Annotated in this window: 10 protein-coding genes; 1 reads left to right on the top strand and 9 read right to left on the bottom strand. The window is 67.4% G+C overall.

What is annotated here, in order from left to right; all coding sequences use genetic code 11:
* Nucleotides 1–33: 33 nt before the first annotated feature.
* Complete coding sequence (locus AUL30_RS16420) at nt 34–2,316, top strand: PAS domain-containing sensor histidine kinase (protein WP_244490873.1); 2,283 nt, start codon at nt 34–36, stop codon at nt 2,314–2,316.
* Here AUL30_RS16420 and AUL30_RS16415 read toward each other — a convergent pair.
* The 9 genes from AUL30_RS16415 to AUL30_RS16375 form a co-directional block, all read right to left on the bottom strand.
* Complete coding sequence (locus tag AUL30_RS16415; protein WP_062228986.1) at nt 2,307–5,237, bottom strand: bifunctional [glutamine synthetase] adenylyltransferase/[glutamine synthetase]-adenylyl-L-tyrosine phosphorylase; 2,931 nt, start codon at nt 5,235–5,237, stop codon at nt 2,307–2,309. The genes AUL30_RS16420 and AUL30_RS16415 overlap by 10 nt on opposite strands.
* Nucleotides 5,238–5,271: 34 nt before the next feature.
* Nucleotides 5,272–6,642 carry a sensor histidine kinase gene (locus AUL30_RS16410; RefSeq protein WP_083508007.1) on the bottom strand — a complete coding sequence of 457 codons (1,371 nt, stop codon included), beginning with the start codon at nt 6,640–6,642 and terminating at the stop codon, nt 5,272–5,274.
* 26 nt (nt 6,643–6,668) lie between these two features.
* Nucleotides 6,669–7,343: a response regulator transcription factor gene (locus tag AUL30_RS16405; protein WP_062228984.1), complete on the bottom strand. Its 675-nt coding sequence runs from the start codon at nt 7,341–7,343 to the stop codon at nt 6,669–6,671.
* Nucleotides 7,344–7,495: 152 nt separating this feature from the next.
* Nucleotides 7,496–9,019, bottom strand: a complete 1,524-nt coding sequence (locus tag AUL30_RS16400) for a Do family serine endopeptidase (protein WP_062228983.1) — start codon at nt 9,017–9,019, stop codon at nt 7,496–7,498.
* Nucleotides 9,020–9,147: 128 nt separating this feature from the next.
* Nucleotides 9,148–9,609 carry a cytochrome c-type biogenesis protein gene (locus tag AUL30_RS16395; RefSeq protein ID WP_062228982.1) on the bottom strand — a complete coding sequence of 154 codons (462 nt, stop codon included), beginning with the start codon at nt 9,607–9,609 and terminating at the stop codon, nt 9,148–9,150.
* Complete coding sequence (locus AUL30_RS16390) at nt 9,606–11,588, bottom strand: heme lyase CcmF/NrfE family subunit (RefSeq protein WP_062228981.1); 1,983 nt, start codon at nt 11,586–11,588, stop codon at nt 9,606–9,608. The genes AUL30_RS16395 and AUL30_RS16390 overlap by 4 nt, the downstream gene beginning before the upstream one ends.
* Nucleotides 11,585–12,058 carry a cytochrome c maturation protein CcmE gene (gene ccmE, locus AUL30_RS16385; protein WP_062228980.1) on the bottom strand — a complete coding sequence of 158 codons (474 nt, stop codon included), beginning with the start codon at nt 12,056–12,058 and terminating at the stop codon, nt 11,585–11,587. The genes AUL30_RS16390 and ccmE overlap by 4 nt, the downstream gene beginning before the upstream one ends.
* Nucleotides 12,055–13,212, bottom strand: a complete 1,158-nt coding sequence (gene ccmI, locus AUL30_RS16380) for a c-type cytochrome biogenesis protein CcmI (protein ID WP_062228979.1) — start codon at nt 13,210–13,212, stop codon at nt 12,055–12,057. The genes ccmE and ccmI overlap by 4 nt, the downstream gene beginning before the upstream one ends.
* Before the next feature lie 157 nt (nt 13,213–13,369).
* Nucleotides 13,370–13,750 carry a hypothetical protein gene (locus AUL30_RS16375; protein ID WP_062228978.1) on the bottom strand — a complete coding sequence of 127 codons (381 nt, stop codon included), beginning with the start codon at nt 13,748–13,750 and terminating at the stop codon, nt 13,370–13,372.
* Between the last annotated feature and the right edge of the window lie 35 nt (nt 13,751–13,785).

Below are 13,785 nucleotides of genomic sequence, written 5' to 3'. Positions count from 1 at the left end.
TCTGCCGGAGGCGCCGCCAGACGCTTTACGCCCATGCGTTCGACGGTCCGCTCGCTGGAAGGTGTCGCACATCGCCTGACGCGGTTCCTGGGGGATCCGGCCGCCAATCTGGCCGGTTGGGAGCCGCTGCTTCGCAAGGCCATTCCCTTCCTGACGGTCCTGTTCCTGCTGGTCCTGGCCTTTACCCGCTTCGTCGCGCTGATGGAGCATCGGCACGACGTCGAGAACGCGGCGCGCGAAAAGCTGAGCGCCAATGCCACGCTGATGCGGCTCGTGGATTCGACGCTCGAGCTGCCGGCCGCGGCAGACCGGGCGAACCGTCTGATCGGCCAGTCGCTCCCGCCGGAATTTTCCGCGCGCGGCGCGCGGGTCCTGGTCACGGATCTCTCCGGCCGCGTGGTGGCGGCGACATCGTCGGCGAGCGACATGGTCGGACGCGATGCCACCTCGGTCCTCGGCCCGGCCGAGGCGCTGCTCGTCTTCGGCGAGGAAGCGGGCGTCATGCGCACCGAGGTCGGCGGCGAGATGTCGCTTGTGGCCGGCGCCGTCCTGAAGGCGCCGCTCGGCGCCGCCATCCTTATCCAGCCTGAACCGCTCCTCTATGCCGACTGGCGGCGGATCGCCTCCATCAGCGTCACGCTCTTCGCCATGACGGGCGTGGTCCTTCTGGCGATCCTGTTGGCTTACTTCCGGCAGTCCGCGCGCGTGGCGGCAACCGACGCCATGCTTGCCGAGGCGCATCAGCGCGTGGATACGGCCCTGTCACGCGGGCGCTGCGGACTCTGGGACTGGGACCTGGCGCGGGGGCGCATGTACTGGTCCCGCTCCATGTACGAAATTCTGGGCATGCGGGCGCAGGAAGGCGTCCTGTCCTTCGGCGAGGTATCCCGCCTGATCCACCCGGAGGATGGCAGCTTCTTCGAGATCGCGCGGCAGATCGCCTCCGGCAAGCTCGTCAATATGGAGCGCTCCTTCCGGATGCGCCGCTCCGACGGGCAGTATATCTGGCTGCGCGCCCGCGCCGAGGTGGTCCGCAACACCCAGAACGATATCCGCCTGATCGGCGTGGCTGTCGATGTGAGCGAGAACCAGACCCTGGCCCGCATGACGAGCGAGGCGAACACCCGGCTCCAGAACGCCATCGAGAACGTGTCCGAGACCTTCGTCCTGTGGGACAGCCAGGACAAGCTCGTCCTGTGCAATTCCAAATATCAGGAAGTGTTCGGCCTGTCCGACCGGGACATCATTTCCGGCACCCCGCGGGAAACCATCCTGCAGCGCTCCCGCAAGCCCATTGCCGAGCGCAAGCTCACCTCCCCCAGCTTCGTGGCCGGCGAGCGCGCATCCGAAGCGCTCCTGGCCGATGGCCGCTGGCTGCAGGTGTCCGAGCGGCGGATGGGCGATGGCAGCTACGTTTCCATCGGCACCGACATCACCCAGCTCAAGCTCCACCAGGAGCGGCTGAGCGACAGCGAGCGCCGCCTGATGGCGACGATCAACGACCTTTCGGCCGCGCGGCGCGATGCCGAAGCCAAGGCACGCGCGCTGGCCGAGATGAACGAGAGCTACAGCGTCGAGAAGGACCGGGCCGAGAGTGCCAACCGGGCCAAGACCACCTTCCTGGCCAATATGAGCCATGAGTTGCGCACGCCGCTCAACGCGATCATCGGCTTCTCCGAAATCATGCGCGACAGCGCCTTCGGGCCGATCGGCAACGAAAAATACAGCGAATACGCGTCCGACATCCACCAGAGCGGCCACTACCTCCTGAAGCTCATCGACGACATCCTCGACATGTCGAAGATCGAGGCGGGGCGCATGGTCATGGCGCGGGAGGAGATCGACGTCGGCGCCGTGGCGGGCGAGGCGCTGCGCATCCTGGACGTCCAGGCACGGGCGCGGCGGCTCGACGTGCGCCGCGAATTGTCGGGCGGCATGTCGATGCAGGGCGACCGCCGGGCCGTCAAGCAGGTGCTGCTCAACCTCATCTCCAACGCGGTCAAGTTCACGCCCGAAGGCGGCACGATCCGCCTGCGCACGCGCGTGGCGGGGGGCAGCGCCTATATCTCCATCGCCGATACGGGCATCGGCATTCCGCCATCGGCGCTCAACAAGCTCGGCCGGCCCTTCGAACAGGTGGAAAACGAGTTGACCCGGACCAACAAGGGCACGGGCCTCGGCCTTGCCATCGCCCGCTCGCTGGTCGAGTTGCAGGGCGGCTCAATGCGCATTTCAAGCCGGGTCGGGCATGGAACGGTCGTCTCCTTCCGCATGCCCCTCGCCACCACGCCGGGTGCCGCGGCCACTCAGTCCTGAGGTGGCTCGGGGAGCAGTCGATCGAAGATTGCCCGAACGGCCGCGGCGCGTTCGCCAAGGCAGGGCTCGATCTCTTCAATACCGGCCAGGTCGAGCGCCTGCGCCATGCGCTCTGCCAGTCCACGCGGAAGATCCTCGACCTTGCGGGCGCTGCCGCTGCCCAGCCGGTTCAATTGGACGATCCGGGTAAAGGCGCGGATGGCGTCCGTCAGATGCCCATCGCCAAGGTCGGGCCGTGCCCGCTCCAACGCGGCCAGGATGTCGGCCGTCGGCGCGCCGACCATATCGGCCGGAACCGCCTCGGCCAGCACGGCCCATTGGGCCATGAATTCCAGGTCGATCAGGCCGCCCGGCAACAGCTTCAGGTCGAGCGGGCCGCGGGCCGGCTTGTCCCGCTCGATCCGCCGCCGCATGGACGACACGTCGCCAGCGAGCTTCTGATCCGTGTGGTGTACCGCGATGGCCTCGCGGATGATGGAGGCCACCTCGCAGAGTAGCCCGGCATCGCCCGCGATGGGGCGCGAGCGCGTCAGGGACATGCGCTCCCAGGTCCAGGCCTCGCTGGCCTGGTAGCGCCGGAAGGAATCGACATGCGTGGCGAGTGGCCCCTTGTTGCCGGAGGGGCGCAGGCGAAAATCGACCTCGTAGAGGACGCCCTCCGCCATGGGAGAGGACAGGGCCGCGATCAGCCTCTGCGTGAGCCGCGTGTAGTAGGTGGATGTCGGCAGCGGGCGCTCGCCATCCGACTCCTCGGCCTCGGCATCGTGATCGTAAAAGAGGATCAGGTCCACATCGGATGAGGCGGTCAGCTCGCGGCTGCCCAGCCGGCCAAGGCCCTGAAGGGCGATCCGGCCACCCGCCACCCGGCCGTGGCGGGCCGCAAACTCGTCTTCCACCGAACGCAGCAGGGCGGGAATGATGACCTCCGCCAGATCGGTGAAGGCGTAACCGGCCTCCTCCCCCTCGATGGCGCCCGATAGCAGGCGCACGCCGATTCGGAACTTCTGCTCGGTGGCGAAGATCCGCAGCCGGTCGAGCCGGTCCTCGTGGCTGGGTGAATCCGCCAGGAAGGCGGCCAGTCGTTCGCCGATCACCGTGCGGGTCGGCATTTCTCCGTAGAAATTGGGGTCGATCAGCGCATCGAAGACATGCGGGCGGTGCGAGATCGTCTCCGACAGTCCGGGCGCCGAGGTGATGATCAGCGCCAGAAGATCCAGGAGCCTTGGATTGGACGCGATCAGTGCGAAGAACTGCACGCCGGCCGGAAGACCGGCCAGGAAGCGGTCCAGCATAGCGATGGCGCTGTCGGGATCGCGCCCGCCGGCAAAGGTCGAGAGAATGGTCGGCAGCGCGGCTTCCAGCCGCTCGCGCGCCGCGTCCGAGCGCATGGCACGGTAGCGCTTGGCGCCCCACCCCGCCACGATATGCGCCACGTCCTGCGGGCGCTGGTAGCCCTGCTCCGCCAGGACGTCGAGGGCCTCCCGGTCGGTCTCGTCCGACAGGAGGGCCGTGACGGGGTGCTCGCGCCCCTGCCCCCGGCCATCGAAGAGCGTGGCGAAGTGGCGGTCCACCGTCACAAGGCATTGCGTCAGCGCCGCACCGAAAGCCTTGGCATCCGCAAAGCCGGCCAGGCGCGCCACGCGTTCCAGATCGTCCGGCGCGTCCGGCACCGTGTGTGTCTGGTCGTCGGCGAGCATCTGCAGGACATGCTCGATATGGCGCAGGAACCAGTAGCAGCCCGTCAGCTCCTGCGCGACGGATGCGGCGATCCACCCCCCTTCGGCCAGCCTGGCCAGGGTATCGACGGTGCGCCGCTGCCGCAGTTCCGGGGCGCGGCCCGCGGCGATGAGCTGCTGCGTCTGCGCGATGAACTCGATCTCCCGGATGCCGCCGCGTCCGAGCTTGACGTTGTGCCCGGCAATGGCGATGCCGCTGAAGCCGCGGTGCCGGTCGATCCGGTCCTTCATGTTCTGGATGTCGCGGATGGCGGCGAAGTCGAGGTAGCGCCGGTACACGAAGGGCGTGATCGCCGACAGGAACTCACCCGCAGCCGCCGCATCGCCGGCAATGCAACGCGCCTTGATCATGGCGGCGCGTTCCCAGTCGCGGCCGGCGCTTTCATAATAGATGAGCGCTGTCGGCACCGGAATGGCGAGCGGCATGGCGGATGGATCGGGGCGCAGCCGCAGGTCCATCCGGAAGACATAGCCATCGCCCGTCCGCTCGCCGATCATGCGCACCAGCCGCCGCGCCACGCGAGAGAACATCTCCACGCTTTCCGCCGGATCGACGACGGCCGGCACTTCGGGCTCGAACAGGAGGATCAGGTCGATATCGCTGGAATAGTTGAGTTCCCGCCCGCCGAGTTTGCCCATGCCCAGCACGAACAGGCCGCACCCGCGTTCCGGCTGCTCCTTGTCGGGCAGGCGCAACTGACCCCGCCGGTCGAGATCTAACAGGCAGAAGCGCAGCGCCCGGCGAACCGTCGCCTCGGCGAGGGCCGAGAGCTTGCGGGTGACGAAATCCTCGTCTTCCACCTCGAACAGATCGAGAAGGGCGAGGATCAGGCTGAATTCGGCCTTGGCGATGCGAAGGGCTGACATCTCCTCCTTCTCGCCGGCATCCGCCGGGATCGGCTTGCCCAGTTGCGCCAGGATATCCTCAAGCCGCGCCTGTCCCTCATCGCGGGTCAGCGGCTCCAGCCAGTCCGGCCGCGACAGCATGAGGCGGTTGAGATAGATCGACAGATCGAGCACGGCACCGAGCCTGTCCCGTTCCGGCGAGGGCTCGCCTAAGAATCGCTGCAGCCCCGTGCAGCCGGCTTCCTCGGCCCGTAGGGAAAGGTCGGCCAGGAAGGCCTTGGCCCGCGCCGCGTCGAGGGGCGAAAGCATGCCCGGCCCGGTCATCAACAGTCCCGTCATTCACATCCCCCCGGCATGCCCCCGGACGGCAAGCTCAGGATGCTGCAAGTCCGTCCGGTATGTCGATCACCACCCGGAGCCCCGGCGCGGCATCCTCTATGCGTACCCGCCCGCCATGCAGGCGCGCAATGGCCTGGACAAGCGAAAGGCCGAGCCCCGAGCCCGGACGGGTGCGGCTGCGATCCAGCCGGTAGAAGCGCTCGAAGACGCGCTCCTTCTGATCGTCCGGGATGCCCGGCCCGTTATCGGCAACACTGATGCGGCAGAACCCGTCCTTGGCGCTCACACGCACGCTGACCTGCGGCGCCGGATTGCCGGTCCCGTATTTCAGGGCATTGTCGATCAGGTTGGCCAAGGTCTGGGCGATCAGCTCGCGGCTGACCATGGCCGGAACCGGCAGCGGCGCATCGATGGACAAGGTGGCGCCGGCTTCCTCGGCGACGGGCTCGTAAAGCTCGGCCACGTCGGCGGCCATGGCGGCAAGGTCCACCTTCACCTTTTCCACCGGGTGGGACCCGGCCTCCACACGGCCGATCATCAGGAGCGCGTCGAAGGTGCGGATCATCTGGTCCGCCTCTGTCACCGCGGCGTCCAGCGCCTGGCGCGGATCGGACGAGCGATCGATCAAGGCGGCCTCGGCCCGGTTGCGCAGGCGCGTCAGAGGCGTCTTCAGATCATGGGCAATATTGTCGGAGACCTGTCGCAGCCCCTCCTGCAGCAGGGCCACCCGGGCCAGGAGCGTGTTCATGTTCTCCGACAGGCGGTCGAACTCGTCCCCCGCACCGGTGACCGGGAGCCGTTCCGACAGGTCACCGGCCAGGATACGGCGGGACGAGCGGGACATTAGGTCGAGCCGCTGGAGCGCCCGGCGCCCGACCAGGAGCCAGGCAAAGAGCGCACCCGCGCCCATGAGCCCCAGCGCCAGAACCAGCGCGTCGCGCACCACCAGGCGGATGCGGTCGAGATCCGTCGTATCGCGGCCGACCAGAATGCGCATGCCGTTCGGCAGGGAGACGACCTCCGCCACCGCAAGATGGTAGCGATCCTCGGAATCCTCCGTGAAGCGCTCATAGCCGAAGGGCACGGAAATAAAGCCCGCGCGGTCCAATATGCCGGGATCGAGGCTCTGGACGTTGCCCGACAATATCCGCCCCGTCGCATCGGTGACGAGATAGAGCGAGGCGCCGGGTTGGCGCGAACGCTGGTCGATGGAGCGAACGAGCCCGACGATCCCGCCCCTGGCATAGACGCCGCCGAGCTCGCGGATCTCGTCGGTGATGACGGCGCGGCTCTGCTGCTGCAGAATGCCGGCCGCCGTGGCGGTCACGTAGACGACGAGCACCACGGCGAAGATGGCGAAGAGCGCCAGGAAGATGGCCGACAGGCGGACGGATGTCATCCGCATGAGTGCACGCAGGCGCTTCACGCGCGTCAGTCCGCCCGCATGATGTAGCCGGAGCCGCGCACCGTATGCAGGAGCGGGCTGCCGAAATCACGTTCGATCTTGGAGCGCAGGCGCGAAATATGCACGTCGATCACGTTGGTCTGCGGGTCGAAATGGTAGTCCCAGACATTTTCCAGGAGCATGGTGCGCGTCACCACCTGGCCGGCATGCTTCATCAGATATTCGAGCAGACGGAACTCCCGCGGCTGCAGGATGATCGGCTTGCCGGCACGCCGTACCTCGTGCGAGAGGCGGTCGAGCTCCAAATCGCCCACACGGTACAGCGTTTCCTGGTCCTTGCCTCCCCGCCGGCGGCCCAGCACCTCGATCCGCGCCAGAAGCTCGGAGAAGGAGAACGGCTTGGTAAGGTAGTCGTCGCCGCCGGCACGCAGGCCGGTGACGCGGTCATCGACCTGGCCGAGCGCCGACAGGATCAGAGCCGGCGTGTGGTTGCCCTTGCGCCGTAGCTCCGAAATGAGCGACAGCCCGTCACGCCCCGGCAGCATCCGATCGACGATCCAGGCGTCGTAGCCATGCGTATCGGCCATATGGAAGCCGGTATCGCCATCGCCCGCACGGTCGGCCACATGGCCGGCCTCGCGCAGCGCCTTGACGAGATAGGCCGCCGCCTCGTTGTCGTCTTCGATCAGCAGGATTTTCATGGAAAAAGCTGTAGCGTCGTTTCGCGCCGCTGGAAACTCGCTCGCGGGCTGCAATTGCATGGCATTCACTCCCTCGGTGGACCGACGTGAATGAACGAAGGGGGCGCCTTCGCATGGAACGCGCCCCCTTCGCCGTGCTCGTGAGCCGGCCGTCAGCCCTCGGAGATGGGCAGCGCCACGAAGCGGTTCTGATCGCCCGTGCGGAGCTGGAACAGCGCCGCCTTGCGGCCTGAGTCCGAGGCTGCCTTGATGGCCGCTTCGACATCCTTCTGGCTCGTCACTTCCGTGCCGTTGACGGCCACGATCACATCGCCCACCTGGACGCCCTTCACGGCCGCTTGCGACTCCGGATCGAGATCGGTCACCACCACGCCATTTCCATCGTCCGACGGTGCGAGCTTCAGCCCGTAGCCGGTCAGCGCCGACGGATCGGTCGGCACCCGCGACGGGTTGGCGGCCGAGGCCGATTCGTCGAGCGAAGACAGATCGCCGAGCTTGACCTTGACGTCCTCTGCGCTGCCATTGCGCCAGACCGTAATGTCGACTTCCGCGCCCGGCTGGAAGTTCGCGATGTCGCGGGCCAGCTCACGCGGATTGTCGATGGTCTGACCGTTGACGGCGGTGATGACGTCGCCCGTCCGGATACCGGCCTTGGAGGCCGGGGTCTCGTTGTCGGGAAGGGTCACGATGGCGCCCTTGTCCTGCGCCAGCCCGACCGCATCGGCAATGTCCTTGCTCACTGGCGCGATCTGCACGCCGAGCCAGCCGCGCTGCACCGATCCCTTCTCCCGCAGCGAATTGACGACGCTGGAGACGGTCGTCGCCGGAATGGCGAAGGCGATGCCGACATTGCCGCCGGAGGGCGAGTAGATGGCCGTGTTCACGCCCACGACCTTGCCCTCGAGATTGAAGGCCGGCCCACCGGAATTGCCGCGGTTCACGGCCGCGTCGATCTGCAGGAAGTCGTCATAGGGACCGGCGCCGATATCGCGGCCTCGGGCTGAGATGATGCCAGCCGTCACCGAGCCGCCGAGACCGAAGGGGTTGCCCACGGCCACGACCCAGTCGCCCACATGCATCTTGGTGTCGTCGGCAAAGTCCACATAGGTGAACTTCACATCGGGCTCGTTCACCTTCAGGACAGCCAGGTCGGTGCGCTGGTCGGTACCGACCAGTTCGGCGTCGTATTCCTTGCCGTCATCGGTCACGACGGTGAAATTGTTGCCGTCGGAGACGACGTGATTGTTGGTGACGAGGTAACCATCCTCCGACACGAAGAAGCCGGAGCCCTGGGCCATCGTCTGGCGCGGCTGCTGTGCGCGAGGGCCTTCGCGGCCGCCCGGCATGCCCGGCGCGCCTGGCGTGCCGAACTCGAAGAAGCGGCGCAGCGGGTGATCTTCGGGCAGGTTATCGAAAGGCGACTGGAAGTTCTCCGTCCCGCGGGAAGCCACGGGGCGCGTCTCGCCGCGCACGCGCACCGACACGACCGCCGGGGAAACCTTCTGCACCACGTCCGCAAAGCCGAACTGCACGGCCGGAGCCTGAACGGTCACCGGTTCGGCCTGGCTCGGCAGCGTGTTGGTCAACACACCGCCCATGGCGAAACCCGCCACACCGGCCGCAAGGGCCGCGGCGCTGACCTGACGCTTGTAACGGGAATTCACGAGTTTGAACATCGAGCGACCTTTCGAGATGTTGCCTCTTTCGGGAAGGTGCGGCCTTCCCTGTCGCGCTCAGATGTAGGGTTTCCAGACTTACGGCATGTTTTCTGCCGCATGAAATCTTCGTAAGGTTGACCGGCGCTTCAGCCCCGCTCCCGGCGCCGGACGATCGCCTCCAGGGCGCGCTCCTCCTCCGCGCTCAGGCCGTTCTCGGACCCCGTCGCACGGCGGCTGGACAGCCAGAGGTAGAGCCCGCCCGACAGGAGCAGAAGCACCGGCAAACCCCAGAGCAGGAGCGTGCCGAGGCGCAAGGGCGGCCGCAGCAGGACGAATTCGCCGTAGCGCGCGACGATATAGGACATGACCTCGCCATCGCTGTCGCCGGCCTCCAGCCGGTCGCGGACCAGGACGCGCAGGTCCCGCGCCAGCGGCGCATCGCTGTCGTCGATCGACTGGTTCTGGCAGACGAGGCAGCGCAGGCCGGCGGAAATGTCCCGGGCCCGCGCCTCCATGGCGGGATCGGCCAGGATTTCGTCCGGTTGTACCGCCATAGCCGGTGCACAGAGCCCAAGGAACAGGGCCAGCATGATGAAAAGCCGCCTCATGCCGGTACGTCCGACACGCGGCGGCTGCGCCGCGACGGCGCCCCGATGCGCAACCGGCGGTCGGCGAGCGACACCATGCCACCCAGCGCCATCAGGACCGTCCCGTACCAGATCAGCGTCACGAGTGGCTTGTACCAGACACGCACCACGTTGGCGCCGCCATTGGATTGCGCATCCCCCAGCGAAACATAGGTCTGGCTGAAGAGATGGGTGTAGATCCCCGCCTCCGTCGTCGGCATTTGCCGCGCCGGATAGAAGCGTTTGGCGCTTTCGATCGTCACGGTACGGCTGCCCTCCCGAACCAGGGAGAAGATGCCGACCATGTCCTGGTAATTCGGCCCCTCACGCTCTTCCATGGCCTCGAAGCGCAGGCTGTTGCCGCCGACGGCGATGCTGTCGCCGGGCTGCATGACGGTGACGGTCTCCGTTTCGAAGGCGCTGACGGTGACGATGCCGAGCAGGGTCACCCCCAGCCCGAAATGGGCGAGCGCCGTTCCGAAGGCCGAGCGCGGCAGCCCTTTCAGGCGGCGCCAGGCCACGCCCGACGATGCCTTGGGCAGGCCCGCGCGGTAGGCGAGATCCGTCAGGCTGCCGGCCATCAGCCAGACGGCAAGGCCGAAGCCGAAGGCGGCGAGGATGCGTACGCCCTGCGTTACGGCCAGCGTGACGATGACGACGGCAAGCGCCAGCCCCACCGCCAGGTAGAGGCGCTGCGCAGCTCCGGCAAGGTCGGCCCGCTTCCAGGCCAGGAGCGGCCCGAAGGGGACGGCCAGGAGCAGCGGCACCATCAGGGGGCCGAATGTCAGATTGAAGAACGGCTCGCCGACCGAGATCTTCTCGCCGGTCAGCACCTCGAGGATCAGGGGATAGAGGGTTCCGATCAGCACCGTGGCCGTGGCGGTGGTCAGGAACAGATTGTTCAGGACGAGCGATCCCTCGCGCGAGATCGGCGCGAAAAGGCCGCCGCTCCCCAGCTCGCTGGCGCGGAAGGCGAAGAGCGCGAGCGAGCCGCCGATGAACAGGGCCAGGATCCCCAGGATAAAGACGCCGCGCTCCGGATCCACGGCAAAGGAATGGACCGAGGTCAGAACGCCGGACCGCACCAGGAACGTGCCGAGCAGCGACAGGGAGAAGGTCAGGATGGCCAGGAGCACGGTCCAGATCTTCAGGGCCGAGCGCTTTTCCATGACCAAAGCCGAATGCAGGAGCGCCGTGCCGGACAGCCACGGCATGAAGGAGGCGTTTTCGACCGGGTCCCAGAACCACCAGCCGCCCCACCCCAGCTCGTAATAGGCCCAGTAGGAGCCCATGGAAATGCCGGCCGTCAGGCAGATCCAGGCCGCCAGCGTCCAGGGGCGGACCCAGCGCGCCCAGGCGGCGTCGATCCGCCCCTCGATCAAGGCCGCGACGGCAAAGGAGAACGAGATCGAGAAGCCGACATAGCCGAGGTAGAGAAGCGGCGGATGAATGGCGAGGCCGATATCCTGCAGGATGGGATTGAGATCCTGGCCTTCCATCGGCGCGGGAAAGATCCGCGTGAAGGGATTGGACGTCATGAGGATGAAGGCCAGGAACGCCAGCGTGATCCAGGCCTGGACCCCCAGAACATTGGCTTTGAGCGTTGCAGGCAGGTCCCGCCCGAAACTTGCCACCAGGGCGCCGAAGAAGGCGAGGATGAGCACCCAGAGGAGCATCGACCCCTCATGGTTCCCCCAGACGCCGGTGATCTTGTAGAGCATCGGCTTGAGGGAATGGGAATTCTGGACGACGTTCAGCACCGAGAAATCGGAGGTGATGTAAGCCATGGTAAGCGCCGCGAAGGCAAGGCTCAGCAGGGCGAAAATGCCGATGGCCGTGTTGGAGCCCAGCTCCATCAAACGGGTGTTGCCGCGCCGCGCGCCGATCATCGGCAGCACCGACTGGACCAGCGACAAAACCGCCGCCAGCACCAGCGCGAAATGGCCGAGCTCGACCGTCACGAGCCGGTACCCCGCCCGACGCTGGCTTGCGGCAGGGGCTCACCCTCCTGCCAGATACCCCGGGCCTTCATATCGTCGACGACCTCTTTCGGCATGTAGTTTTCGTCGTGCTTGGCGAGCACCGTATCGGCCAGGAACACGCGGTCCGGGCCGAGCGTGCCTTCGGTCACCACGCCCTGCCCCTCCCGGAACAGGTCGGGCAGAAGCCCCGTATAGACCACCGGCACGCTTTCGACCGTATCCGTCACGCGGAAGCGCACCGTGTTTCCGCCGCGCTCGACCGAGCCCGTCTCCACCAGGCCGCCCAGCCGGATCCGCTGCCCCGTATCCGGCGCCCGCGCGGCGACCTCGGTAGGCGAGTTGAAGAAGGCGACACTGTCCGAAAGCGCCGTCAGGACGAGCCCGGCAGCCACGGCGACAACCCCGACCATGCCCGCAAGGGTGGCGAAGCGCTTCTGCTTGCGTGTCATGGCGCGCTCCTTTCCTGTGTCGGCGTCAGGCCGAGCTCCTGGCCAAGACCGGTGATCTGCGCGCGCTCGGGCGAGCCTTCCGCAAAACTGTCCTGCGCCTTCGACACGGCCTCCCGGGCGCGTGTGCCATCGCCCAGGACGCTATAGGAGCGGATCAGCCGCTTCCAGCCCTCGATATCGTCTGGCTCCGCCTCCAGCCGCGCGGCAAGCCCGTCCACCATGGCCGCGATCTGCGCCTGGCGTTCCTGCTCGGGCAATTGCGCCATGGCGGCCACGGCATCCTGCGACGGGGGCGGAACCGCCGGACCGGAAGTCGCACCGGCAACGCCGCCAAGGCGTCCGCGCGCATCGTCGAGCGCAGCGCGGGCCAGCGGCATCCAGGGGGCAGTGTCCGGGCTGCCCGCGATGAGCGCTTCCCAGGCCGGGGCGGCCTCTGCGAAGCGATCCTCCTGGCTGAGTTGCAGCGCCAGGAAGAATCTGGGAAGCAGGATCTGCGGATCGAGGGCGAGCGCCGCGCGGAAGGACGCCGCGGCCGCATCGGTAACGCGGCCCTCCGCCTGCATGACCTGCGCTTCGCCCAGGCCGCTCAGGCGTGCGGGGCTCGGGCCGAGCAGTTCGGACGCGCGGCCGAAGGCCGTCACGGCTTTCTGCGCATCTCCCATCCGAAGATAGATCGGGGCCAGAACGTCCCAGCCCTGGCCTTCCTCCGGATTGGTGGCAAGCCGCGCCTCCGCCCGTGCGACGAGGGCGGCGACATCGGTCGGCGCAGGCTCTGCCGCCCGCAGGGCAAGCGGCATGTCGCCGGCCTGCGGCGTGCCGAAGTTCCAGTAGCCGATGAGGGCCAGGAGCGGCACGACGATCAGAACGGGTATGGCCAGGGCGGGGGCGCGGGCGGCGGTCCCGTCCGACATCTGCCGGGCGGCGCGATCCGCCTTGATCAGGCGGCGTCCAATCTCCGCACGTGCGATGCGCTCTTCCTGCGTGCCGATGGCGCCGCGCCGCAGATCGGCGCTGAGCTCGTCGAGCTGCGCAGCATACACGCTCACATCATGTGCCGCACGCGAGGGCATGGACACGGGTTGACGGCGCAGGAGGGGCCAGACCGCTGCCAGCGTCACCACCAATGTCAGCGCGCCCGCGATGATCCAGAACATAGGGTTCGTTTCCGTTGCCGGCACCTCGGTGCGACCTACCCCGGACCCGGGTGGCGCCAGGGGCAAATCCTGACCGTGCTTTAGCAAAGCGGAGCGTCAAAACACAATCACATTGCCTCAAGGCCACGCATGCCGCACGCAGATGCGGCACCTTGGCTCAGGCGACGGGCGTCCAGACATCCCCGGTGCGGCAGGCCGATCCGACCTGCTGCGTGGTCCGCCCGCTGCGCGTGACCGTATGGGTGAAGCCACGGCAGTCCTGCGACCCCACGCGATAGAGCTGCGTAGGTACGACCTGCCCGGCATAGCCGCCGCTGCGCCATTCGATCGGCTGCCCGACGGCACCGAACTGCAGCGCCTGATACTCGGCGCGTGCGGCCTCGCCCTGCGCGTCGCCCGTCAGGCCGAGCGCCGACAATTCGCTGCCAAGGCTGCCGTCCGGCACGGCCGGCGCCTGCCTTGAAGCCCCACTCGTGACGCAGCCGCTGAGGACGGCGGTCAGGATGAGAAGGCTGGCAGGACGCAGGACAATCGGCATCGGGTACCTCGACGAGGGACATCTGTTACATGCGG

Source organism: Aureimonas frigidaquae, from assembly GCF_001463905.1.
Classification (GTDB): domain Bacteria; phylum Pseudomonadota; class Alphaproteobacteria; order Rhizobiales; family Rhizobiaceae; genus Aureimonas; species Aureimonas frigidaquae.
Note: the sequence above shows the minus strand (reverse complement) of the source record. Positions and strands in the feature narration are given on the sequence as shown.